The organism is Erwinia sp. AC075 (assembly GCF_979253995.1).
In genome coordinates this window covers 110,616-134,101 of the sequence record NZ_CEEDEU010000001.1, presented here as the reverse complement: position 1 = coordinate 134,101, position 23,486 = coordinate 110,616, and the positions used below count along the sequence as shown (strand labels likewise).

The following is a 23,486-nucleotide window of genomic DNA, read 5'->3' as shown; positions in this document are numbered from 1 at the left end:
CAGTCGGCTCGCGCCCTGAAGTATCCTCAGTTTATTTATAACCACACTAAAAGCAGTAACGATTTCATATACCGTTTGGTGATTTGGAAGTTTAAAACGCTATAAGCGAATGGAATTGTTTATGCAGGGGATGGGAAAGCAGACGATCAGCACAGCACCTCACCGTACTTATCGCGGTGCTCTTTCGGCGTCATATCGTAATCTTTGCGGAATACCGAATAGAAGTACTGTAAGGAAGGATAGCCGCACATCTGTGAGATCTCGTTGATTGACAGCGAGCTGGAAATTAACAGGTTGCGCGCCCTCTCCAGCTTCTCGCCGTGGATCATATTGTGGATGGTCTGGCCGGTCTCATCCTTGAAGCGCTTCTCCAGGTTCGATCGCGACATGCCGACCGATTCCAGCACCTGCTCCACCTTAATCCCTTTGCAGGCGTGATGGCGAATATAATGCATCGCCTGGATCACCGCCGGGTCGCGCAGCGAACGGAAGTCGGTCGAGCGCCGTTCCACCACCTTTACCGGCGGCACCAGAATGCGTTGCAGCGGCATTTCCCGCTCGTTCAACAACTGATGCAGCAGTTTTGCCGCACGGTAGCCCATTTGCCGCGTGCCCTGCGCTACCGATGAGAGCGCCACGCGCGATAAATAACGCGTCAGCTCTTCATTATCGATGCCAATCACGCTGAGTTTTTCCGGCACGGCAATGTCCAGATGCTCACACACCTGCAGCAGATGACGGGCGCGGGCATCGGTGACCGCAATAATTCCGGTCTGCTGCGGCAGGGTTTGCACCCAGTCCGCCAGCCGGTTTTGCGCGTATTGCCAGTTCTCCGGCGCGGTTTCCATTCCCTGATACACCACGCCCTGATACTGCTCGGCCGAAACCAGATTGCGGAAAGCCTGTTCCCGCTCCTGCGCCCAGCGCTTGCCGCCTTCCGGCGGTAAGCCGTAAAAGGCAAAGCGGTTCAGGCCCTTTTCCTTCAGGTGCATAAAGGCCGCTTCGACCAACGCATGGTTATCCGTGGCGATGTAATGCACCGGCGGGTAATCTTCTTTTTGCAGATACGAGCCGCCCACGCCAACGATAGGCACCTTAACGTTGTGCAGCAGCCTGGCTATCTCACCGTCATCAAAATCCGCAATCACCCCATCGCCCAGCCAGTCGCGGATATTGTCGATGCGGCAGCGGAAATCTTCCTCAATAAAGATGTCCCAGTCGCACTGTGAAGCCTGCAGATATTCGCCGACGCCTTCCACCACCTGACGGTCATAGACTTTATTGGCGTTAAACAGCAAGGTAATGCGAAAACGTTTGCCGAACATACGGGTTCCCCTGAAATCATGCTGCTCTCTGGATAGCACAGCCATCAACAGAGCAGTGAAAATGCCGCCAGATTTGTGAGGCAACGCGAAGCCTTTCGCTGGGCCGGCACATTCTGGCGGCATTCCAGGCGATTCATACCCGACGCTTGGTGGCGGAATCCATCCACACCGCCAGCAGCAAAATCGCCCCTTTAACGATGTACTGCCAGAAGGTCGGCACGTCCAGCATGCTCATGCCGTTATCCAGCGACGCCATAATAAAGGCCCCCATCACCGCGCCGGCGACGCTGCCGATGCCGCCCGCAAGGCTGGTTCCGCCAATTACGCAGGCCGCTATCGCATCCAGCTCGGCAATGTTGCCGGCCGAAGGTGAACCGGCACCCAGTCGGGAGCTGAGGATCAGCCCGGCAATCGCCACCATCAACCCATTAATGGCGAACACCGCCATCTTGGTGCGCTCAACGTTTACGCCCGACAGGCGCGCGGCATCGATGTTGCCGCCAATAGCATAAATGCGTCTGCCGAAGGCGGTTCGGGTGGCCATAAACATCCCGGCCAGCATCAGCGCGGTCAGGATCAAAACCGGCGTGGGCACCCCGCGATAATCATTCAGCAGATACACCGCGCCCAGCACGATAATCGCCATGATGCTTTGGCGCGTGACGTCGCCGCTGGCACTGGCCACCGGCAGTCCCATTTGTGCCCGACGGGCGCGACGTCGCCACTGCCAGGCGACAAACAGCATCAGCCCCACCGCCCCAATACCAAAGCCCAGCCCGCCGGGCAGATAGCTTTGCCCCATCAGCGACATCGCATCGCTGGTCGGCGCCACCGTGGTGCCGTTAGTGATGCCGATCAGCACGCCGCGAAACGCCAGCATGCCGGCAAGGGTGACAATAAATGACGGAACCTTGCGGTAAGCCACCCACCAGCCATTCCACGCACCCAACAACACCCCAGCCAACAGCGTCACCACAATGGTCAGCGGCAGCGGCCAGCCCAGCCAGACATCGAAGATCGCCGCCGCACCGCCCAGTAATCCCATCATTGAGCCCACCGACAGATCGATTTCGGCAGAGACAATCACGAACACCATGCCCACCGCCAGAATGCCGGTGATCGCTGTCTGGCGCAGCAGGTTGGAGATATTACGGGCGCTCAGGTAGGCACCTTCGGTAGTGAAGGTGAAAAACAGCATGATCACCACAATGGCGGCCAGCATCACGAAGACTTGCAGATTGAGAGACTTCAACCGCAGGCCGCGTGGCGTGACTGGCGGTAAACTCACTTCAGATTGCGTGCTTTTCGACATCAGTTTCACTCCTTAACGCGGCTTCCATAATCTGTTCCTGGGTCAGGTTGCGGTTCGGCAGATCGGCTTTGATTCGCCCTTCATGCATCACCAACACCCGGTCGCTCAGCCCCAGCACTTCGGGCAGTTCAGAAGACACCACAATTACGGCGATGCCCTGCTGCACCAGCTGGTTAATCAATTTGTAGATTTCATATTTCGCCCCGATATCGATGCCGCGCGTGGGCTCATCGAGGATCAGAATTTGCGGGTCCAGTAACAGACAGCGCGCCAGAATCGCTTTTTGCTGATTGCCGCCGCTGAGCCGGCCAATCGCCAGCAAGGGCGAGGAGGTTTTCACCTTCAGCCGCGCCAGCGAGTGCTGAATAGTGGCCTGTTCTTTGGCTTCATCCAGCAGCGAGAAGCGCCCGCTGTACTGACCTAATGCCGCCAGAGTGATATTCGCCCCCACGCTCATCACCGGCACGATGCCGTCACGTTTACGATCTTCTGGCACCATCGCAATGCCCTGCGCCATCGCATGGCGACAGTGCTGAATGGTCACCGGGCGCCCGTTTACCGCGATGTTGCCTTGCCAGCGGCCAGCGTAAACGCCAAACAGGCATTGCATGGTTTCGGTACGGCCCGACCCCACCAGCCCGGCGACACCGAGGATTTCGCCGCGCCGCAGGGTAAAGGAAACGTCATCGACGCGGCGAATATGGCGGTTAACCGGATGCCACGCGGTGAGGTTGTCCACCTGCAGTACCACCTCACCAATCTGATGCGGCTCCTGGGGATACAGCTCGGTTAACTCACGCCCCACCATCATCGCAATGATGTCGTCTTCGTTCATGCCTGCGGCAGAGCGCGTGGCGATATGCCGCCCGTCCCGTATCACGCAGATTAAATCCGAGATGGCTTTCACCTCGTTCAGCTTGTGCGAGATGTAGATGCAGGCAATATCGTGATCGCGCAGATCGCTGATGATCTCCAGCAACGTGGCGGTTTCGCTTTCGGTGAGCGAAGCGGTTGGCTCATCCAGTACCAACAGGCGCACCTGCTTATTCAGCGCTTTGGCAATTTCCACCAGCTGTTGCTGGCCCAGGCCAAGCTCACCCACGCGGGTATTGGGGTCGATGTTCAGCTTGACCTGCGCCAGCATTCGCTGGCAGCGCAGATACATCGACTCGTAATCCATCAGGCCAAACCGGCCCCACTCGCTGCCGAGAAACATGTTCTCCAGCACGGTCATTTGTTTCACCAGCGCCAGCTCCTGGTGAATAATGGCGATGCCCTTTTGTTCGGTTTCCCGAATGGTTTTCGCGGTGATCAGATCGCCTGAAAAATAGATCTCACCTGAATAACTGCCGTGCGGATATATTCCGCACAGCACTTTCATTAGCGTTGATTTCCCTGAACCATTCTCACCACAAAGTGATAATACCTGGCCTGCTTCAAGCTGCAGGCTGATATTATCGACGGCTTTAACCACGCCGAATTGCTTGGTGATATTTTTCATCTCTAAGAGAATAGCCATTCTGTCCTCCCGTTATTTCGCTGCGGAGGGTTCAATTTAATTCGGCTTTTTTATGGAATCCGTCAGCGATAATGGTACTGTCGATATTCGATTTATTGACCGAAATCGGCGTTAATAACCAGGACTTCACCTCTTTAGCGCCATTATTTAATGTGGCATTACTTTCTGGCTGCTGGCCCGAACCTAATTGCACCGCAATTTTCGCCGCGTCATCGGCCAGCTTGCTGATCGGTTTATACACCGTCATGGTTTGGGTGCCCGCCTCAATGCGTTTCACCGCCGCCAGGTCTGCATCCTGCCCCGAGATCGCCACTTTCCCCGCCAGCCCCTGGGCCGATAACGCCTGAATCGCCCCGCCCGCGGTCGCATCATTCGACGCCACCACCGCATCAATGTGGTTATTGTTGGCGGTCAGCGCATTCTCCATAATCTTCAGCGCGTTCTCTGGCAGCCAGCCGTCGACCCACTGATCGCCCACCACTTTGATTTTCCCGCTATCGATCAGCGGCTTGAGCACGGTCATCTGCCCCTGACGGAACAGCTTGGCGTTGTTATCCACCGGCGAGCCGCCCATCAGGAAGTAATTCCCCGTAGGCACGCGCTGTACCAGGCTTTGCGCCTGCAGCTGCCCGACCTTTTCGTTATCGAAAGAGATATAGAAATCGATGTCGGCGTTGTTGATCATCCGGTCATACGCCAGCACCTTGATGCCTTCGCGTTTGGCTTCTTTGATCACGTTGCTCAGCACCTGGCCGTTGTAAGGAATGATCACCAGCACATCGACCCCGCGATTAATCATGTTCTCAATCTGCGCCATCTGCGTCTCTTCGTTGCCGTTGGCGGACTGCACAAATACGTTTGCGCCCAGCGACTCGGCCTTCTTCACAAAAATATCGCGATCTTTCTGCCAGCGCTCCAGACGCAGATCGTCAATCGCCATCCCGATTTTGATTTCTTTACTGTATCCAGGCTGGCTGGCCAACACTAACAGCGCACAGGCAGAGAGTAAGAGGTGCTTGAATTTCATTTTTATTACCCTTTTTTATTGATGGTGTCGGGGAAATAGAGGTCACGAAACGTCCAGCGGATTGTTGTCAATTGCTTCCGGTTGAGCAATTACTGATTCTTACCCGTTGATTACGATTTTTGGTTTAGTTTTTGTTTTATGACCACGGTCATGTTTTGCTGTCATCATTCACCTTCAGCGCATTTAAAAATGCGGCACCGGCTGAAGTTAACTTTTCCCGCTGAATAATGAGATCTCACGCACAGTTAATAATTCTCTGAATTTGAGTGTGAAATAACGTAATTGTGGTTCGGCCGCTGAACTCCGAAGATGCCCCTATCCCGCCAGACGGGCCAGCTACCCAGGAGTCAACCATGCAACCCTATTTTGATCAGCTTGAACAGGTTCGCTTTGAAGGAACCGGCAGTAAAAACCCGCTGGCGTTTCGCCATTACAATCCCGACGAGATCGTCCTCGGCAAACGGATGGATGAACATCTGCGTTTTGCTGCCTGTTACTGGCACACCTTCTGCTGGACCGGGGCGGATATGTTTGGCGTCGGGGCGTTCGAGCGGCCGTGGCAGCAGGCGGGGGATCAGCTGGCGCTGGCAAAGCGTAAGGCCGATGTCGCCTTCGAATTCTTCCAGAAACTGAACGTGCCTTACTACTGCTTCCACGATGTGGACGTCTCGCCGGAAGGCGACTCGCTGAAGACCTACCTGAATAACTTTGCGGTGATGAGCGATGTGCTGGCGGAAAAACAGCAGTCCACCGGCGTCAAGCTGCTGTGGGGCACCGCCAACTGCTTTACCCATCCCCGCTATGGCGCAGGCGCGGCCACCAGCCCCGATCCGGAAGTGTTCAGCTGGGCAGCGACTCAGGTGTTCACCGCGATGAACGCAACGAAGAAACTGGGCGGCGAAAACTACGTGCTGTGGGGCGGACGCGAGGGTTATGAAACCCTGCTTAACACCGATTTACGTCAGGAGCGCGAGCAGATCGGTCGCTTTATGCAGATGGTGGTTGAGCATAAGCATAAAATTGGCTTCCAGGGCTCGCTGCTGATTGAGCCGAAACCGCAGGAGCCGACCAAGCACCAGTATGATTACGACGTGGCGACGGTGTATGGCTTCCTGAAGCAGTTTGGCCTGGAAAAAGAGATCAAGGTGAATATCGAGGCGAACCACGCCACCCTCGGCGGCCACTCCTTCCATCATGAGATTGCCACGGCGATTGCGCTGGGGATCTTCGGCTCGGTCGATGCCAACCGTGGCGATCCTCAGCTCGGCTGGGATACCGATCAGTTCCCGAACAGCGTCGAAGAAAATGCGCTGGTGATGTTTGAAATTCTTAAAGCGGGCGGCTTTACCACCGGCGGCCTCAATTTTGATGCCAAAGTCCGCCGTCAGAGCACCGATAAATACGATCTGTTCTATGGTCATATTGGTGGCATGGATACCATGGCGCTGGCGCTGAAGGTGGCGGCGAAGATGATTGAAGAGGGTGAGCTGCATCAGCTGGTCGCCAAACGCTACGCCAACTGGAACGGCGAGCTGGGCCAGCAGATCCTGCAAGGCAAGCTGTCGCTGGATGCGCTGGCGAAATACGCCGGCGATCATAACCTGGCCCCACAACATCAGAGCGGTCATCAGGAAAAGCTGGAGAATCTGGTGAATCGCTATCTGTTTGGTTAATACAAGGACACGTCCCTATGTATATCGGCATCGATCTCGGCACCTCCGGGGTGAAGGCTATCCTGCTCAGTGAAAGCGGGCAGCTGCTTGCCACGCACGGTGAGCCGCTGACGATTTCACGCCCGCAGCCATTATGGTCGGAGCAGTCGCCTGCTGAATGGTGGCAGGCAACGGATAAGGCGATGCAGGCGCTGGCGAAACAACAGGATTTGCAGCAGGTGAAGGCCATCGGCCTGACCGGACAAATGCACGGCGCCACGCTGCTGGATGCGCGCCAGCAGATCTTACGTCCGGCGATCCTGTGGAACGACGGCAGAAGCGCGGCGCAATGTCGGGAACTGGAACAGGCGGTTCCGGCCTCGCGTGATATCACCGGCAACGTGATGATGCCGGGGTTCACTGCGCCCAAGCTGCTGTGGGTGAAGCAGCACGAGCCGGAGATTTTCAGCCAGATCGACAAAGTGCTGCTGCCGAAGGATTACCTGCGCTGGCGGATGACCGGCGAATTCGCCAGCGATATGTCCGATGCGGCGGGAACGATGTGGCTGAACGTCAGCCAGCGTGACTGGAGCGATGAACTGCTGTCTGCCTGCGGCCTGTCCCGCAACGCCATGCCTGCGCTGTTTGAGGGCAACCAGATAACCGGCAAGCTGCACGCCGAACTCGCCGAGCATTGGGGGCTGGCGGGTAGCTTACCGGTGGTGGCGGGCGGTGGCGATAATGCCGCCGGCGCGATTGGCGTTGGGCTGTATCAGCCGGGCCAGGCCATGCTGTCGCTTGGCACCTCGGGGGTTTATTTCGCGGTGAGCGACGGCTTCAGGAGCAATCCGGAAAGTGCGGTGCACAGCTTCTGCCATGCGCTGCCGGAAACCTGGCATCTGATGTCGGTCATGCTGAGCGCGGCGTCCTGCCTGGACTGGGCCTGCAAGCTGACCAATATTCGCGATGTGCCGACGCTGCTTACGTTGGCGGAGCAGGCCAAACCGGTTGATGCGCCGGTGTGGTTCCTGCCCTACCTTTCCGGAGAACGCACGCCGCATAACAATCCGCAGGCGAAAGGCGCTTTCTGGGGGCTGACGCATCAGCACGGTGCCGAACATCTGGCGCGCGCCGTGCTGGAAGGGGTGGGTTTTGCGCTGGCGGACGGCATGGATGCGCTGCATGCCAGCGGCCTGCAACCGCGCAGCATCACGCTGATCGGCGGCGGTGCGCGAAGTGCCTGGTGGCGGCAGATGCTGGCGGATATTTGCGGACATGCACTGGAGTACCGCACCGGCGGTGACGTGGGTCCTGCGCTGGGTGCGGCCAGGCTGGCGCAAATCGCGATCAATCCTCACAAGCCGCTCAGCGAGATGTTGCCCGAGCTGCCGCTGGAACAACGCCATACGCCGGATGCGGAAAATCATCAGCATTATGCCCAACAGCGGGAAACCTTCCGCCAGCTGTATCAGGCGCTGTTGCCGTTTATGACTGAGGAGTAATGCCGGTTGAGGAAGGATCTGTGAGCAGGGAATTAAGCCCCTTTCGTGAGGGGCTTATTGCGTATTACAGGGCGGCTAACTGCTGCTGAGAAGGCGCATAGAAATAGCTGCCGCTGACCGGCTTGGTAAAGCGCAGCATGGCATCGAACTTATTGTCCAGCTCGCCGAACATGCTTAACAGCTGCTTTTCAATGTTGTAAAGCGTGGCGCAATAGGCGAGGAAGAACAGCCCGTTGGTGCCGCTGGCCGTACCGTATGGCAGGCTCTGGCGCAGAATTTTCAGGCCTTTGCCGTCCTCTTTCAGGTCGACACGGGCCACGTGCGACGTGGCCGGGCGGTCGTCGCCTTCCAGCTCTTCATTGCTCTCTTTGGTGCGGCCCATAATCTGCTCCTGCTTATTCACCGCCATGCGGTTAAACATCTTCAGATTATGTTCCCAGCGCTGGCTGAAGACGTAGCTGCCACCGGCATTTTCGCCTGCGCCAATCAGTGCCACCATCGGCCGCTGCTCGCCCTGCGGGTTTTCCGTACCATCAACAAAGCCGCTTAAATCGCGATCTTCCACCCAGCGGAAACCGTGGGTTTCTTCCACCACGGTAATCGATCCGCCAAATGCCGCCACCGCCGCCTGCGCCAGGCTGAAGTTCACGTCATGGCGTAAGGACTGAATATGGATCAGCAGATCGCGCTGCGTGGCGGGTGCCATGCCCTTCCCCAGCGGCTGAAAGTCTTTCAGCTCAGCAGTGCTGTTTGCAGGGTTCAGATCGTTCCATAACGCCGGGCCAAAGGCGATAACCGCACCCAGTCCCGCATCCGGCCAGCGCTGTTGCAACTGCTCAAGCTGCTGCAGGAAAAGAGGAATACCCTGACGAAAGGCGGCTAAATCGCCCTGCATCATCGCTTCAAGGTAAACAGCAAAACGGCGATGTTCTAATAAAATGCCGCTCTGGGACTGGGACATGGTGTGGCTCTCCTGCTATTTTTGCCAGATGATTTTACTGATGGTCCATTTCTGCAGCGCCTCATCCGACGGCATCAGGCCTTCCGGACCGTGCCATTCGCCGGTAAAGACGTAGCTGATATGCTGACTGCCTGGCGCATTACACTCCACGCCGTCGCTGTCTTTGCCGGTGCCTTTCTGGCAGGCGCCGAAGGCTTTGCGGAACAGATCGCTGAACGGCGTACCGATTTTATTGCCGTCGGCGGAGGCAATGCTGCTGTCGGTCACCTCAATACGGTCGACGGTCGACTGCCCGCTCACTTCCACCTTAACCTTGGCATCTTTCACGGCCTGGAAGAAGGTCACCACGTTGCCATTATCACTGCGCATCCCTTTGCGCACCTGATAGTTGCCGTTGAGGCCGTCACTGATAGCCTCTTCGGTCATGGCGGTGCTGCCATTCAGCGTGCCGACACCCTGCTCTTCAACGGTGAGCGAGGAGCCAAACCAGTGCCATGGCGCCAGGCTGGACCACGAATAGGTCAGCGGATTCCACCAGGTCGCGCCGTTGGACTGCTGGGGTGAAGGGCCTGAACTGGCGCAACCGGCCAACAGCAAAGCGACGGCGATCAGTGCCGGGCGAACAGATTTCATTGCAACTCCTGTCATGGTGACTAAAACGTCTGAACTGGTTGGAGTGTTAATCCGTGAAAAAGTTTTATCCGGCTCACAGAGTGGGATAAAAACCTGAAAGCGCCAGGCGACAGGTTTATGCCATATTGCTGGCAGGATCAAAACAGGCTTTTAACCGCCGGTTGAAAGCCAGCCAGTACAGCGCCAGCAGGTCAAAACCGGTAAACAGGATCACCAGCGGTGAAACGGCGTCGTCGCCGTGCCACAGGGTGAAGGCCTGCAACGCCAGCATCGCCACCAGGGTCAGCATCAGCACCCAGCGCCAGGCCTGCCAGAGTTTCGGTGCGCGCTGGCGATAGCCGGTTAACAGCAGGCCCAGCGCGGCGGGCACGCCTAATCCCAGCCCCAGCCAGAAGGCATGGGTGTCAGGATAGAATAACGCCAGCAGCGAAGTCCCTTGCTGACGCGAGGCGCCAGCCATCACAAACAGCACCCAGGTGCGGGCCTGTAACAGCAAAATCGCCCAGAAGCCCAGCGGTAATCGCAGCTGGCCTCGGGCATCGTAATCGTCAGGGGAATACATCAGGTTATTTCACATCACAGGCAGGAACGTCGGGTGACACCGCGCCACCCGAGCGATTAATATTCGCGATCTTCGATCAGGCGTTTGCCGAGCAGCGCGCTGTCCACCGCTTCATAATCGAGCTTTTCATAAAAGCCCATTACCGCATCATTTTCTTCACGCACCATCACGTGGATTTTCGGACATCCGCGGGCGATCAGCTTTTTCTCCAGCCGGTTGATCAATGCATTAGCAAAGCCACGGCCCTGATAATCGGGATGAACGCCGAGATAATAAGCCGATCCACGATGACCGTCGTAGCCGCCCATCAGCGTGCCGACAATTACCCCACCGACGACCGCCACCAGAAACAGATCGGGATCGTGATTGAGCTTACGCTCGATATCCATTTCCGGATCGTTCCAGGGACGTAACAGATCGCAACGCTCCCACAGGGTAATCACTTCTTCAAAATCGTCCTGGCTAAATACGCGAATTTCCATGGCGTTGCCCCAGATGTTAACCACAATTTGCTGATTATCACGCTTTCTTTCGGCGGTGCAAGCCTCAACCACCATTAAGAGCGAAAAAAACGCCCGAGCCCATCTGTTAGCCTGCTGAAATGGAAAGTAAAAAGTTGAAATAGTTCCCTCCTCGCGCGGGAGCTATTGTTACGATATAACAATAAGCACTTTGTGCCCTGAGGATGTGTTGATGAAAAAGTTTGGCCAGATGACCCCGTTAACTTCCCGACGTCAGCTGCTGCTTTCCGGCCTGGCGTTGGCTTTACTGGTCAATAAACCGGCAAGGGCGAAAGAGGAAAGCGCGTCGCTAAAACTCGCTTCGGCACGGGCTAAAGCCAACACCCCGCCACCGCCGTCCGCCAACGGTAAAAAAATCGTGATGATCGATCCGGGCCACGGCGGCATTGACTCCGGTGCGGTGGGCGAAGAGGGTTCCGAAGAGAAGCATGTGGTGCTGGAAATTGCCAATCATATCCGCACCATGCTCAACGACCATCCGCATATCGAAGCGCGGCTCACCCGCGAGTCCGACCACTTTATTCCGTTGGGTGAGCGTGTCGAAATCGCCCATCAGCACGGCGCGAACCTGTTTATGTCGATCCACGCCGACGGTTTTACCAGCCCCGATGCCAACGGTGCCTCGGTGTTTGCCCTGTCCAATCGCGGGGCCAGCAGCAGCATGGCGCGCTACCTGTCGCAGCGTGAAAATGCCGCCGATGACGTCGGTGGCGTCAAAGCCGCCGATAAAGACCACTATCTGCAGCAGGTGCTGTTCGACCTGGTACAGACCGACACCATTAAAAACAGCCTGACGCTGGGCAAACACGTGCTGGGCCAAATCCGTCCGGTGCATCACCTGCACAGCCAGCATACCGAACAGGCGGCGTTTGCCGTGCTGAAGTCCCCTTCGATCCCGTCGGTGTTAGTGGAAACCTCCTTTATTACCAACCCGGCTGAGGAGCGTCTGTTAGGCACCACCGCCTTCCGGCAAAAAATCGCCACGGCGATTGTCGGCGGCATCGTCAGCTACTTTAATGAGTTCGATGCCAATAACAGACGCCCCAGCTGACCCATTTTGGCGTATACTCCGCGCGTCAATTTTCATCAGCAAGGTAAGCCATGAACGCACCCGACCTCGCCCAGGTGAAGCAGTTTCTGCTCACATTACAGGACAGCATTTGCCAGCAGTTAGCCCAGGCTGACGGCAAGGCAAATTTTGAAGAAGACAGCTGGGACCGCGAAGGCGGCGGCGGCGGTCGAAGCCGCGTGCTACGCAACGGCGCGATATTCGAGCAGGCCGGCGTTAACTTCTCCCACGTTCATGGCGATCAAATGCCGGCGTCTGCCACCGCACACCGCCCGGAGCTGGCAGGCCGCAGCTTTGAAGCGATGGGCGTGTCGCTGGTGATCCACCCGGAAAACCCCTATCTGCCGACCAGCCATGCCAACGTGCGCTTCTTTATTGCCGAGAAGCCCGGTGCCGATCCGGTGTGGTGGTTTGGCGGCGGGTTCGATATGACGCCGTATTACGGCTTCGCCGAAGACGCCGTGCACTGGCACCAGACGGCCAGCGATCTCTGCCAGCCGTTTGGTGAAGATGTCTATCCGCGCTATAAAAAGTGGTGCGACGACTACTTCTTTATCAAGCACCGCAACGAGCAGCGCGGCATCGGCGGGCTGTTCTTTGACGACCTGAATACCCCTGACTTTGACCATTGCTTTCGCTTTACTCAGGCGGTGGGCGAAGGCTTTTTGCAGGCCTATCTGCCAATTATCGAACGCCGCAAGGGGTTGAGCTGGGGCGAACGTGAGCGGGATTTCCAGCTGTACCGCCGTGGCCGCTACGTGGAGTTCAATCTGGTGTGGGATCGCGGGACCTTGTTTGGTCTGCAAACCGGTGGGCGAACCGAGTCGATCCTGATGTCTATGCCGCCGCTGGTGCGCTGGGAGTATGACTACGCGCCGCAGCCAGGCACCCCGGAAGCCGCGCTCTATACCGATTTCCTGCCGGTGAAAGCGTGGATTTAAGCTAAAAAAAAGGGGCGATAACACGCTTATCGCCCCTTGCATCCTCTTCGGCCTGCGGCTTTATAACGGTGCCGTTTGCGCCTCAACCACCGCCAGCGCCACCATATTGACGATACGCCTGACCGAGGCGATTGGCGTCAGCACATGCACCGGTTTGGCAATCCCCATCAGTACCGGACCGACGGTCACCCCTTCCGAACAGGAAACGCGCAGCAGGTTGTAGCTGATCCGCGCCGCCTCGACGTTCGGCATAATCAGGATATTCGCCGCGCCTTTTAACGGGCTGTCCGGCATCAACTCCTGACGGATGCTTTCCACTAACGCCGCATCGCCATGCATCTCACCGTCTATTTCCAGCTCCGGCGCGCGCGCTTTCACCAACGCCAGCGTTTCCCGCATCTTACAGGCGGCCGGCGCGTTGGAGGTGCCGAAACTGGAGTGTGAGAGCAGCGCAACTTTCGGTTCGATACCAAAGCGGCGCACGGTTTCCGCTGCCATCAGCGTCAGCTCGCACAGCTGTTCCGGCGTGGGATCCTCATTGACGTAGGTATCGGCAATAAAGGTGTTGCCGGCAGGCAGCAGCAGCGCGTTCATCGCTCCGGCGACCCTGACGCCTTCGCGGAAGCCAAACAGCTTTTCGATCACCTCGTAATGCTCTTTAAAGTCGCCAATGGTGCCGCAGATCAGCGCATCCGCTTCACCGCGATGTACCATGATTGCGCCAATCAGCGTCGGGTTGCCGATCACCGCGCGCTGGGCCTGTTCCGGCGAGACGCCGCGCCGCTTCATAATCTGGTAATACTCGCTCCAGTAGGCTTTAAAGCGCGGATCGGATTCGTTATTCACCACATCAAAATCCTTTCCGGCTTCAATCTTCAGCCCCAGTTTTTTCAGCCGCATGTCGATCACGCTCGGACGGCCGATCAGGATTGGTTTCGCCAGCCCCAGCGAGACTAACTCCTGGGTGGCATGCAGCACTCTGGCTTCCTCGCCTTCCGCCAGCACAATCCGTTTCGGATCTTTGCGCGCCTGCGAAAAGATCGGCTTCATAAACAGGTTGGTTTTATAAACAAACTCGCTGAGCTTTTCGCGATAGGCGTCCATATCCTCGATCGGCCGCGTCGCCACGCCGGAATCCATCGCCGCCCTGGCCACCGCCGGCGCTATCTGCACAATCAGCCGTGGATCGAAGGGTTTGGGGATCAGGTAATCCGGGCCAAACGCCAGTTCTTCATCGCCATAGGCGGAAGCCACCACGTCACTCTGCTCCGCCAGCGCCAGTTCGGCGATAGCATGCACCGCAGCCAGCTTCATCTCTTCATTAATCGCCGTAGCACCGACATCCAGCGCGCCACGGAAAATAAACGGGAAGCACAGCACGTTATTCACCTGGTTGGGATAGTCGGAACGTCCGGTACAGATAATCGCATCCGGCCGCACCGCTTTTGCCAGCGGCGGCAGAATTTCAGGCTCCGGATCGGCCAGCGCGAGGATCAGCGGATCGCGCGCCATTTTTTTCACCATCTCCTGCGACATCACGCCGGGACCCGAACAGCCCAGGAAGATATCGGCACCTTCAATCACCTCATCCAGCGTGCGTTTGCCGCTGTCCTGCACCGCATAGGCCGCTTTGGTTTCGGCCATATTTGCTTCGCGCCCCTGGTAAATCACCCCTTTGGAGTCGCAGACCACAATGTTGTGTTTCTGCATTCCCAACGCCACCAGCAAATTCATGCAGGCGATGGCGGACGCACCGGCGCCCGAAACCACCAGCCGCACGTCGGAAATGGTTTTCTTCACCACCCGCAGCCCGTTGAGTACCGCGGCGGTACAGATTATGGCAGTGCCGTGCTGATCGTCATGGAATACCGGGATATTCATCCGCTCACGCAGCATCTTTTCGATATAGAAGCACTCGGGCGCTTTGATATCTTCCAGATTGATGCCGCCAAAGGTCGGCTCCAGCGCGGCAATCACGTTGATCAGCTTGTCGGGATCCAGCTCATCTATTTCGATATCGAACACGTCAATGCCGGCGAACTTTTTAAACAGCACGCCCTTCCCTTCCATCACCGGCTTACCTGCCAGCGCACCGATATTGCCCAGCCCCAGCACCGCGGTGCCGTTAGAGATCACCGCTACCAGATTTCCCCGCGCGGTGTACTTAAAGGCGGCGAGCGGATCGGCGGCAATTTCCAGACAAGGTGCCGCCACGCCCGGCGAGTAAGCCAGTGCCAGATCGCGTTGTGTTGCCAGGGGTTTCGTCGGTGAGACCTGAATTTTTCCCGGAACCGGGAACTGATGAAAATCGAGCGCACTCTGCTTCAGTTGTTCGTCCATTATCAGGATCCTTGTTTTCTACGGAGGGAGTCAACGCGTCAGTATAAAAGGGCTTCGCGGGGCAAAACTTGAAGCAGTGTATAAAACCGCCAGGAATTCAGGTTTTATGGAAATGGTTTCCAGTAATCAGCAACAGCGAATAAAACCCGCCCGGCGTCAGCAACGTGGTGCCTTCAAAGACGGGATAAATGCATGTGGGGGGAGAAAAGGCAGAGCAGCCATAAAGGCTGCTGCAGAGTATATCAGCGAGGAAAGGCACTATCGTTGAACGCCGCGATATCCGCGCGCGTTCCAGCGTTACTTGGTCATATTCAGCAAGGTGCGGATGTTCTGTGCCGAGCTGGCAATAATATCGATAGCGCCGGTTCTTAACGCGCCAAGAATGGCCATGGCTTTGGTATTTTCCGAGGCGATGGCAATCACGCAGGGTATTTTGCGCAGCTCTTCGATACTCAAACCGATCACCCGATCGTTCATCACCGTATCAACGTGCTGGCCCTGCGCATTAAAGAAGTCATAGCCCGCCACATCCCCGGTGACGCCCTGATTCAGGCTGGCATCAATAATTTCATGCGGCGTAAACCAGCCGAGCTTCACCATATAGCTGTTCTCGTTCATGTCACCAATGCCGACCAGCGCAATATCGGCTTTGCGGGCGCGATCGAGGGTCTCTTTAATGGTGCCGTTTTGCATAAAGGACTCTTTCAGCGCGCGGTTTTCCACGTAGGCCGGGGCATACAGCGTTTCGCTGATGCCGCCGAACTTGCGCGCCAGACGGCGGCTGATATGGTCGGCGTTGATCGCATCGCCAGGCCGATGGGTGCCGCCAATGCCGCTGATAAAGTGGCAGTTGCGGATCGGCACGTTGCCGGGATGATCGGCCACCGCGGCGATATTGCGTCCCTGTCCCACGGCGACCACCGCGTTATCCTTCAGCGTCTGCGCCAGATGCGCGGAAACCAGCGCCGCAACCTGACGGCGCTGCTCTTCTTCATCCTGATAATCCAAAGCGATTAAGGCACGTTGCAGCGGAAAGCGCTCCAGCAGCTGCTGTTCCAGGCGGGTACTGAACACCGGGTGATAGCGCACGTTGATTTCAACAATGCCCTCTTCCTTGGCCCGCTTGAGCAAGCGACCCACTTTGATGCGGGAAATACCGAATTTACGCGCGATCTCTTCCTGGGTAATTTCGTCCTGATAGTAGGCAACGGCAATTTCCGTCAGCAGTTCTGTATCCTGAGAAGGCGAGTTCTTTTCCATCCGGGTTCTCTTGAGCTGGAGATAAGTCGGTGCCTGGCGGGCAACAAAGCCCGGGCGGCACTCGGGCCGCCCGCACGGTATAGACCGGATTTATACCACTTTCCCCCGGCGATGAGCCAATGATTGCCCATTCTTGCCAGGGGGACGCTCACAATTAGCGGCGGATTGCGTCAATTTTCAGCATACGGGCAATGACGATATCCAGCTCTTTCTCGTCAAAAATCTGCTTCCAGTCGGGTTTCACAATCTTCTCACGGCCATATTCCATGGCGATCATGCAGGCATCCGAGAACGGGTTGGTGGCGCGGAAAGCCACCGCCAGCGCAATCTGAATATGCCCGTAGAGCATCGCTTTCGCAGCGGCTTCCGGCACGCCAGAATGCTTGACCGTTTCGTCCAGCGCTTCTTTCATAAAGGCACCGACCATACAGGCCACGGTTTCCACTAACGTTGGCTCCAGATAGGCCAGCTGCTTCACCGTCACCCAGTGCACTTCCTCAACCGGGCCGTACATCACGCTGACCACCTTGCTCAGCTCGGCTTTTTGCGCGTCGCTGCCGGTCTCATAGGATGCGGCAATGTGCTGGATGGCGGCCACACCCCCGAACGCATCGGCATGTTCTTCTTTGGTGTAACGCTCGAGGAATACCGAGGGATGGCAAGGGTGCGCAACCGCGTACTCAATGCCGTCGCGCTGGGCGATCAGGTTGGCATAGGCGGCAGCCGGATCCAGCGTTAACAGGATGCCGCCGGTTTTCATCTGCGGCACCACGATTTCAGACACTTTGCCCAACACGATGTCCGGCACCGCGAGGATCACCACATCACTGACCGGCACCACCGATTCAGCGGCCGACAGTTCACGGCCCTGGGCGGTGACCTGTTCCTGCGCCTGTGGCGCGCTCTCACAATAGAAGACCTGATAATCACTTTTTTGCAGATTGGCTGAGATGCGCATGCCCATTTTGCCGCCGGCGCCAATAACGGTAATTGTTTTTAATTGTGTGCTCATAAAATCACTCCTGGAATTGATGTTTCGCTAAATAATCGACGCTTTGTTGAGTCCACTGCTGTTCCAGCTGGCAGGTGCGTTGCGCATCCTGCTGCCAGGGTAACCAGTGCTCGACGATTTGGTTGATGCCTCTGCTGTCCGGGCGCACGCGCTCAATCAGCTGGCGATAATTCAGTAAGCCTTCGCCCATCGGACTGCCGGCGAGGGTAAAGCCGACCCAGCCATCCTGACGCGAGAAAGCAAAATCTTTGATATGCAGGTTCAGTACCCGATCGACGGTGTTTTCAATCACCTGTTCAGGCAGTTCCAGCGCGGCCACGCAGTTGGCCGGATCGAGACATACGCCCAGAGACGGGGAGTCGAAGCGGTTGATCACCGACATCATGTCGGCGCTGCGCACCTGCTCGTAGGTTTCGAGACAGAGTTTGACCTGCTGCTGCTCAAATTGTGGCAGCACGGTTTCGATCATCGCGCCCGCTTCGGCCAGCGTCGGTCGTGACGTCGCGCTGTTGAACATTGACCGCAATACGGTCACTTCAAGCGCATCGGCCAGTTCGAGGTAGCGTTGCAGATGCCCGGCCTGCAGGCCACGCGTGCCCAGCTCAAGCGCCATGCCCAGCTGGTCAGCTTGCTGACGCAGCGCCTGAAGCTGCGCCGCGCTCCAGCTTTCAATCTGCGGATAGTCGCAAATCTGGAACAGCGACACGCCTATTTCAGCGGTGTGCTGCAGGACCTGTTGCAGGGACATCGGTGCCGGGACTTTTTCTGACATCCGCCAGAAATAGGCGTAGGTGCTTAAGCCTGTTGCCATGCTGCCTCCTGAGATGTAGCCAGTTCGGCGGCTTCATCAATAATTGACGCCAGTGCCGCCGGCTGATGGGCAAAGCGTCCAAGGAACAAACCGTCAACGTGGTGACCCAGACGGCGTAATAAGCCCGGCCCCGCGCTGCCGCCATAAATCACGCTGAAGGTGAATTCCCCTAGCCCGCTGAACGCACGCAGGCCGTGGCAGACCTCAGCGATAAAATCGTCGGGCGCGGAGGTGGCCGCGCCAATCGCCCACTGCGGTTCATAGGCCAGAACGATGTGGCCGGAAAGCTGTTGCTGGCGGGCCGTCAGCAGATAAGCGTCCAGCTGCTGACGACAAACGGCAATCGCCTCCTGACTGGTGCCCTGTTCTGGCTCCCCCAGACAGAGCACCGGCGTCAGGCCATTGCGCAGCGAAGCGGCCAGCTTGGCGGCAATCAGCCTGTCGTCTTCGGCAAAGTAGCGACGGCGCTCGGCATGACCGATTTCGGCGAAGCCACAGCCCATTTCCGCCAGCATCGCGCCGCTGACTTCACCGGTCCAGGCACCGTTATCTTCCTGACACAGATCCTGCGCACCGACCAGCACATTGCTGCCGGCAAATGCCTCAAGCACCGGCGGCAACGCGGGAAACGCGGGCAGGACAAACAGCGCCACCTCACCACTGATTATTGCCGGATGGTTGCGGGCAATGGCCGCGAGCGCCTGACTCCACGCCAGCGTCTGCTGATAGCTGAAATACATCTTCAGGCTAACGCCCAGCGTTATACGCGGCTGTGTCATCAGTGCACTCCCTGCAGGCGGGCTTCGGTCTGCGCGGTCAGCTGTTGATGAATTCTGTTGACGATCAGCGCCAGTGAGACGGCACCGGCATCCGGCGTGCCGACGCTTTTTTCGGCCAGCGGACGGGCGCGGCCCATTTTCGGCACCATTTGACGGGTGGCTTCGGCACTCAGGGTCGCCTGCCTGGCGGCGGCGGCCCAGGCGTCATTCAGCGAGTCACCGGCCTCAACGCGGGCGCTCAGCGTTTCGCTGAACGGCACCAGCACATCGACCAGGGTTTTATCGCCGACCTTGGCCTTACCAAAGTGCATGATGCCCTCTTTGGCATGCTGCACGCCCAGCGCCACGCGTTGCGCATTCGGCGACTCAGCGTCACCCAGCGCGGAGCCAATGGCGGTTAACGCCACGCCCCACAACGCGCCCGAGGTGCCACCGGCTTTATCCGCCCAGGCACCGGCCGCGCGGCACAGTAAGGTGCCGGCGCCCGCGTGGCGCTGGTGCATTTCGACCGCTTTTTCCACCGCACCGGTCACGCCGCGCGCCATGCCAATGCCGTGGTCGCCGTCCCCGGCTACCGCATCAATGCGGCCTAGCTCTTCTTCATGCTGATAGATAACCTCTGCCATCGCCTTCACCACCGCCAGCACGCAGCTCGCGGACTGTTGTGACGCTTGCGAGGCGTTCGGCACCTCATCCACCTGCGGCAAAATCAGTTCGGCTGCGCTCAGCGGTTCAGCCACCAGCACGCTGCCTTTGCGGAAGGCCGGGGCATTGGCCGGCGCGCGCCAGAAGGTTTCCAGCTCGTCATCCAGCCATACCAGGGTTAATGACGCGCCGGCCATATTGAAGCTGGTGACAAACTCACCCACTTCGGGTTCAACCACTTCCAGTCCGGCGTCTTTCAACAGCTGGGCAACGCGGCGATAGACCACAAACAGCTCTTCATATTTTACCGAGCCAAGGCCGTTGAGGATTGCCGCCACGCGCTGACCGCGCGGTTCGCCAATCTCTTGCGGACACTCTTTCAGCAGGTGCTCAACAAACAGCTCCGCCAGCGTATCGGCCGGTGGAATGGCACATTCGCTGATGCCCGGTTCGCCGTGAATACCCATTCCCAATGCCATGGTGCCGTGCGCCACTTCAAACAGCGGCTGGCTGGCGCCGGGCAGCGTACAGCCGGAGAAGGCCACGCCGAGGGAACGGGTGCGGTGGTTGGCATGGCGTGCCAGCCGGGTGACCTCGGCCAGCGAGTAACCCGCTTCAGCCGCGGCGGCGGCGGCTTTAAATACCGCTAAATCACCGGCGACGCCGCGTCGCTTTTCCTGCTCGGACAGCGACGCGCTGGAGATATCGTCGGTGACCGCCAGCAGTTCACAGGGAATGCCGTCGGATTTCAGGCGCTCACAGGCCTGGCCGAAGTGCAGCACATCGCCGGCATAGTTGCCGAACGCCAGCAACACGCCGCCGCCATTGTCGGCCGCGCGGGCCACGTTATAAATCTGCTGAGCGGAAGGTGAGGCAAACAGGTTACCCATCGCCGCACCGTGCGCCATCCCCTGCCCGACCAGGCCAGAAAATGCCGGGTAGTGCCCGGAGCCGCCGCCGATAACAATCGCCACACAGCCCGGCTTGCTGCGCGTGCTGCGCACCACGCCGCCCGCCACCTGACGCACTTTGTCCGCATTCGCCGCCACAAACCCTTCGATCAGTTCATTGGCAAACGCAGAGGGTTGGTTAAAGAGATAGGTCATTGTGAAGGCTCCTGTGAAAGACGGGCAGACTGCATTCCTGAACGTTTGGCGTTGAGCAACAGCATCAACACGGCGGAGAGCAACATAAAGCCGCCGACCACCATCATCGACACGGTGTAGCTGCCGGTGGCGTCTTTTAGCATCCCGGTCAGATAGCCCGCTGAGAATCCGGCCACGTTGCCCAGCGTGTTAATCAGGGCAATTGCCGCGGCTGCTGAAGCGCCGGTCAGGAACTGCGTAGGTAAAGTCCAGAAGTTAGGTAAGGCAGCAAAGATTGAGCTGGCGGTGATGGAAATCACCAGAATGGTCGCCATCGGCGAGTCCATATACAGCGCCAGCGGCACGCTGATAGCACCGGTCAGGGCCGGCAGCGCGATATGCCAGGTTTTGCAGCCACGACGTGACGCATCACGCGACCAGAAGAACATCACCACCGCCGCAAAAATGTACGGCACGCCGGTAATCAGCCCTTTCTCAATCACGTTAAACGAGGTGCCGAACTGCTGCTGGAAGCCAGAGATAATGGTTGGCAGGAAGAAGGCCAGCGCGTACAGGCCATAGATGAAGCCGAAGTAGATCAGGCACAGCATCCACACGCGGCCATTAAACAGCACGCTGCGCAGGCCTGGATGGGCGTTGCCCTGCTTCTGGTCACGCTCTTTTTCCAGCTCGCTGCTCAGCCACGCTTTCTCTTCGGCGTTAAGCCACTTAGCCTGACGCGGCGAGTCGGCCAGATAGAACCAGGTGACGATACCGATGACGATGGCCGGGATCGACACGCCAAGGAACATCACCCGCCAGCCGGATAAACCAAACAGGCCATGCTGTTCGATCAGCGCGGCGGCCAGCGGTGCACCAAACACCACCGTCAGCGGCTGGGCCAGATAGAACAGCGACAGCACCTTGCTGCGATGGCGCGCCGGTACCCACATGCTCAGGAACAGAATGGCACCCGGGAAGAAGCCGGCTTCCGCCACGCCCAGCAGCATCCGCAAGGTGTACAAGCCTTCGACGCTGCTTACCCAGGTAAACAGTAACGAGACGATGCCCCAGCTGACCATGATCCTCGCCAGCCACTTGCGTGCGCCGAAGCGATGCAGCGCGAGGTTGCTTGGCACCTCCAGCAGGATATAGCCAATAAAGAAGATGCCCGAGGCGAGGCCGAACTGCGCCGCGTGCAGCCCCAGATCCTCGCTCATGCCGTTTGGCCCGGCGAAAGAGATCGCCGTACGGTCAAGGAAGTTGATGAAAAACATCAGCGCCACAAAGGGCACCAACCGCATTGAGACTTTGCGGATAGCCGACTTTTCGACGGCCGATTGCAGATGAGTTGTCATGCCACGACCCCTTTTGCCACCGGCATCAAGGAAGAAACGGCTAACGTTGTGTAGGGCGATGAACCTGGTTGAAAGTGAATTTGACGCATGGTTTGAGTCCTCAGTGGGTCTTCTTGTGCATTGCATCAATGCGTGAACATATGAACACTACCTGTATCAATGCTCATTGCCCACGGGACAATCACAAAAGTGTGAGCGACCTCAAAACCTTTCATTTTTCCGACTTCCGCCGAATAAAAGCGCAATTAAGCGACACTCGTCACCATACCTCGCATATTAATCTCACGATCAAAAAAAACAAAAGAACACCTATTGAACATATGAGCATTTTTATGCGAGGGTAATAGCAGTTCGCCGTCGACCGGTTTTCCTGACGTCAGGATGCCCAGCGGCCCCCTTACCCGTGGAGTAACCTATGACTTCTATTGCAATTGGTGCTGATGATGCGGCGCTGGAATTAAAAAACCTGATTAAACAGTACCTTCAGACGCTGAATCTGGATGTCAGCGACTACAGTAATGATGCGCAGACCGATAAACCGATCTACCCGGACATCGCCTGGACGCTGGCCAATGCCATTAAAGACGGCAAGCATGAGCGTGGGATTTTGCTTTGCGGCACCGGCATTGGCATGGCGATCGTCGCCAACAAGGTGCCGGGCATTCGTGCGGCGCAGTGCCACGATACCTATTCCGCCGAGCGCGCCCGCAAAAGTAACAATGCGCAGGTGATGACGCTGGGTGCGCGAGTGATCGGCCCTGAACTGGCGCGATCGATTGTATCCAGCTGGTTGAATTCGGAATTTGAGGGCGGCGGTTCGTCGGAGAAGGTCGATAAAATCAGCTATTACGAGCAGCACGCCGTCGCGAAATAAGCCTGCCGTTGGCGCGCAACCGTGCGCGCCATCACGAAATCCCAGGGAAGTGCTACACTGAAAAGTGCGGCATTTTTTTCGTCCGCGCGGCCTGACCATTGGGCGAACCCATTGCAATAATCAGAGAAAACGCATTTCTATTACAGGACGTCTGATGCAATGTTTGGCCTGAGAACAGAAAACCCTGTCGGGCAGACCGGCTGTTAGCCACTGAAAATTCCCCCTTATGAGAAGATTCAAGGCTGGATAGTTGGCCTTCAGCCCACGTTGTCCGCAAGGGTCGTAAACGTATGCAGAT

The 23,486-nt window shown here is 57.6% G+C and carries 20 protein-coding genes; 5 read left to right on the top strand and 15 right to left on the bottom strand.

Annotated elements, in window-relative coordinates; translation table 11 throughout:
• Window positions 1–146: 146 nt before the first annotated feature.
• The 4 genes from xylR to xylF form a co-directional block, all read right to left on the bottom strand.
• Window positions 147–1,325: a D-xylose utilization transcriptional activator XylR gene (gene xylR, locus AC0IXH_RS00550; protein WP_013203310.1), complete on the bottom strand. Its 1,179-nt coding sequence runs from the start codon at window positions 1,323–1,325 to the stop codon at window positions 147–149.
• A gap of 133 nt (window positions 1,326–1,458) precedes the next feature.
• Entirely contained in the window at window positions 1,459–2,637 is a 1,179-nt protein-coding gene (gene xylH, locus AC0IXH_RS00545; RefSeq protein ID WP_013203311.1) for a xylose ABC transporter permease XylH, read from the bottom strand.
• A complete protein-coding gene (locus tag AC0IXH_RS00540) occupies window positions 2,615–4,156 on the bottom strand; it encodes a xylose ABC transporter ATP-binding protein (protein ID WP_206403785.1) in 1,542 nt (513 codons plus the stop codon). Before AC0IXH_RS00540 ends, xylH begins: the two co-directional genes overlap by 23 nt.
• 31 nt (window positions 4,157–4,187) lie before the next feature.
• The gene (xylF, locus tag AC0IXH_RS00535) at window positions 4,188–5,183 is read right to left on the bottom strand and encodes a D-xylose ABC transporter substrate-binding protein (protein WP_013203313.1); all 996 of its coding nucleotides are present in this window, start codon (window positions 5,181–5,183) and stop codon (window positions 4,188–4,190) included.
• 353 nt (window positions 5,184–5,536) lie between these two features.
• Here xylF and xylA point away from each other — a divergent pair, with 353 nt between their 5' ends.
• Both xylA and xylB read left to right on the top strand, forming a co-directional pair.
• Window positions 5,537–6,856, top strand: a complete 1,320-nt coding sequence (gene xylA / locus AC0IXH_RS00530) for a xylose isomerase (protein ID WP_013203314.1) — start codon at window positions 5,537–5,539, stop codon at window positions 6,854–6,856.
• Window positions 6,857–6,873: 17 nt separating this feature from the next.
• Window positions 6,874–8,337, top strand: a complete 1,464-nt coding sequence (xylB, locus tag AC0IXH_RS00525) for a xylulokinase (RefSeq protein WP_471719747.1) — start codon at window positions 6,874–6,876, stop codon at window positions 8,335–8,337.
• 64 nt (window positions 8,338–8,401) lie between these two features.
• Here xylB and AC0IXH_RS00520 read toward each other — a convergent pair whose 3' ends face one another.
• The 4 genes from AC0IXH_RS00520 to AC0IXH_RS00505 all read right to left on the bottom strand — a co-directional run bounded on the left by AC0IXH_RS00520 (window position 8,402) and on the right by AC0IXH_RS00505 (window position 10,975).
• Window positions 8,402–9,298: a Dyp-type peroxidase gene (locus AC0IXH_RS00520; protein ID WP_471719746.1), complete on the bottom strand. Its 897-nt coding sequence runs from the start codon at window positions 9,296–9,298 to the stop codon at window positions 8,402–8,404.
• A gap of 15 nt (window positions 9,299–9,313) precedes the next feature.
• Entirely contained in the window at window positions 9,314–9,931 is a 618-nt protein-coding gene (locus AC0IXH_RS00515) for an RpoE-regulated lipoprotein (protein ID WP_471719745.1), read from the bottom strand.
• A 115-nt stretch (window positions 9,932–10,046) separates the two neighbouring features.
• Complete coding sequence (locus tag AC0IXH_RS00510; RefSeq protein WP_013203318.1) at window positions 10,047–10,493, bottom strand: DUF2919 domain-containing protein; 447 nt, start codon at window positions 10,491–10,493, stop codon at window positions 10,047–10,049.
• Window positions 10,494–10,549: 56 nt separating this feature from the next.
• A complete protein-coding gene (locus AC0IXH_RS00505; RefSeq protein WP_013203319.1) occupies window positions 10,550–10,975 on the bottom strand; it encodes a GNAT family acetyltransferase in 426 nt (141 codons plus the stop codon).
• A 211-nt stretch (window positions 10,976–11,186) separates the two neighbouring features.
• Between AC0IXH_RS00505 and amiA the strand changes: the two genes are divergently transcribed.
• Both amiA and hemF read left to right on the top strand, forming a co-directional pair.
• Window positions 11,187–12,065, top strand: coding sequence for an N-acetylmuramoyl-L-alanine amidase AmiA (amiA, locus tag AC0IXH_RS00500; protein ID WP_134822531.1), 879 nt, complete (start codon window positions 11,187–11,189; stop codon window positions 12,063–12,065).
• A 50-nt stretch (window positions 12,066–12,115) separates the two neighbouring features.
• Window positions 12,116–13,024 (top strand): oxygen-dependent coproporphyrinogen oxidase, encoded by a 909-nt coding sequence (gene hemF, locus AC0IXH_RS00495; protein WP_471719744.1) that lies wholly within the window; start codon window positions 12,116–12,118, stop codon window positions 13,022–13,024.
• A 60-nt stretch (window positions 13,025–13,084) separates the two neighbouring features.
• Here the strand turns inward: hemF and maeB are convergent, their stop codons facing one another.
• The 7 genes from maeB to AC0IXH_RS00460 form a co-directional block, all read right to left on the bottom strand.
• On the bottom strand, window positions 13,085–15,364 hold the full coding sequence (gene maeB, locus AC0IXH_RS00490; RefSeq protein ID WP_471719743.1) for an NADP-dependent oxaloacetate-decarboxylating malate dehydrogenase: 2,280 nt from the start codon (window positions 15,362–15,364) through the stop codon (window positions 13,085–13,087).
• A 297-nt stretch (window positions 15,365–15,661) separates the two neighbouring features.
• Window positions 15,662–16,624: a sugar-binding transcriptional regulator gene (locus AC0IXH_RS00485; protein WP_013203323.1), complete on the bottom strand. Its 963-nt coding sequence runs from the start codon at window positions 16,622–16,624 to the stop codon at window positions 15,662–15,664.
• A gap of 154 nt (window positions 16,625–16,778) precedes the next feature.
• The gene (locus tag AC0IXH_RS00480) at window positions 16,779–17,636 is read right to left on the bottom strand and encodes a phosphogluconate dehydrogenase C-terminal domain-containing protein (RefSeq protein ID WP_013203324.1); all 858 of its coding nucleotides are present in this window, start codon (window positions 17,634–17,636) and stop codon (window positions 16,779–16,781) included.
• A 4-nt stretch (window positions 17,637–17,640) separates the two neighbouring features.
• On the bottom strand, window positions 17,641–18,447 hold the full coding sequence (locus AC0IXH_RS00475) for a sugar phosphate isomerase/epimerase family protein (protein WP_471719742.1): 807 nt from the start codon (window positions 18,445–18,447) through the stop codon (window positions 17,641–17,643).
• The gene (locus tag AC0IXH_RS00470) at window positions 18,432–19,226 is read right to left on the bottom strand and encodes a triose-phosphate isomerase family protein (RefSeq protein ID WP_471719741.1); all 795 of its coding nucleotides are present in this window, start codon (window positions 19,224–19,226) and stop codon (window positions 18,432–18,434) included. Before AC0IXH_RS00470 ends, AC0IXH_RS00475 begins: the two co-directional genes overlap by 16 nt.
• On the bottom strand, window positions 19,226–20,977 hold the full coding sequence (locus tag AC0IXH_RS00465) for a dihydroxyacetone kinase family protein (protein WP_471719740.1): 1,752 nt from the start codon (window positions 20,975–20,977) through the stop codon (window positions 19,226–19,228). Before AC0IXH_RS00465 ends, AC0IXH_RS00470 begins: the two co-directional genes overlap by 1 nt.
• Window positions 20,974–22,314 (bottom strand): MFS transporter, encoded by a 1,341-nt coding sequence (locus AC0IXH_RS00460; RefSeq protein WP_471719739.1) that lies wholly within the window; start codon window positions 22,312–22,314, stop codon window positions 20,974–20,976. The genes AC0IXH_RS00465 and AC0IXH_RS00460 overlap by 4 nt, the downstream gene beginning before the upstream one ends.
• A gap of 415 nt (window positions 22,315–22,729) precedes the next feature.
• Here AC0IXH_RS00460 and rpiB point away from each other — a divergent pair, with 415 nt between their 5' ends.
• Window positions 22,730–23,188, top strand: a complete 459-nt coding sequence (gene rpiB, locus AC0IXH_RS00455) for a ribose 5-phosphate isomerase B (RefSeq protein WP_471719738.1) — start codon at window positions 22,730–22,732, stop codon at window positions 23,186–23,188.
• Window positions 23,189–23,486: the final 298 nt, after the last annotated feature.

Coding starts and splice junctions, on each gene's coding strand:
- maeB (WP_471719743.1), bottom strand. CDS start 15,364: ATGGACGAACAACTGAAGCAGAGTGCGCTCGATTTTCATCAGTTCCCG.
- xylH (WP_013203311.1), bottom strand. CDS start 2,637: ATGTCGAAAAGCACGCAATCTGAAGTGAGTTTACCGCCAGTCACGCCA.
- xylB (WP_471719747.1), top strand. CDS start 6,874: ATGTATATCGGCATCGATCTCGGCACCTCCGGGGTGAAGGCTATCCTG.
- AC0IXH_RS00470 (WP_471719741.1), bottom strand. CDS start 19,226: ATGACACAGCCGCGTATAACGCTGGGCGTTAGCCTGAAGATGTATTTC.
- AC0IXH_RS00460 (WP_471719739.1), bottom strand. CDS start 22,314: ATGACAACTCATCTGCAATCGGCCGTCGAAAAGTCGGCTATCCGCAAA.
- AC0IXH_RS00505 (WP_013203319.1), bottom strand. CDS start 10,975: ATGGAAATTCGCGTATTTAGCCAGGACGATTTTGAAGAAGTGATTACC.
- hemF (WP_471719744.1), top strand. CDS start 12,116: ATGAACGCACCCGACCTCGCCCAGGTGAAGCAGTTTCTGCTCACATTA.
- AC0IXH_RS00475 (WP_471719742.1), bottom strand. CDS start 18,447: ATGGCAACAGGCTTAAGCACCTACGCCTATTTCTGGCGGATGTCAGAA.
- AC0IXH_RS00515 (WP_471719745.1), bottom strand. CDS start 9,931: ATGAAATCTGTTCGCCCGGCACTGATCGCCGTCGCTTTGCTGTTGGCC.
- AC0IXH_RS00510 (WP_013203318.1), bottom strand. CDS start 10,493: ATGTATTCCCCTGACGATTACGATGCCCGAGGCCAGCTGCGATTACCG.
- xylF (WP_013203313.1), bottom strand. CDS start 5,183: ATGAAATTCAAGCACCTCTTACTCTCTGCCTGTGCGCTGTTAGTGTTG.
- AC0IXH_RS00480 (WP_013203324.1), bottom strand. CDS start 17,636: ATGAGCACACAATTAAAAACAATTACCGTTATTGGCGCCGGCGGCAAA.
- AC0IXH_RS00465 (WP_471719740.1), bottom strand. CDS start 20,977: ATGACCTATCTCTTTAACCAACCCTCTGCGTTTGCCAATGAACTGATC.
- xylA (WP_013203314.1), top strand. CDS start 5,537: ATGCAACCCTATTTTGATCAGCTTGAACAGGTTCGCTTTGAAGGAACC.
- AC0IXH_RS00540 (WP_206403785.1), bottom strand. CDS start 4,156: ATGGCTATTCTCTTAGAGATGAAAAATATCACCAAGCAATTCGGCGTG.
- xylR (WP_013203310.1), bottom strand. CDS start 1,325: ATGTTCGGCAAACGTTTTCGCATTACCTTGCTGTTTAACGCCAATAAA.
- AC0IXH_RS00485 (WP_013203323.1), bottom strand. CDS start 16,624: ATGGAAAAGAACTCGCCTTCTCAGGATACAGAACTGCTGACGGAAATT.
- amiA (WP_134822531.1), top strand. CDS start 11,187: ATGAAAAAGTTTGGCCAGATGACCCCGTTAACTTCCCGACGTCAGCTG.
- rpiB (WP_471719738.1), top strand. CDS start 22,730: ATGACTTCTATTGCAATTGGTGCTGATGATGCGGCGCTGGAATTAAAA.
- AC0IXH_RS00520 (WP_471719746.1), bottom strand. CDS start 9,298: ATGTCCCAGTCCCAGAGCGGCATTTTATTAGAACATCGCCGTTTTGCT.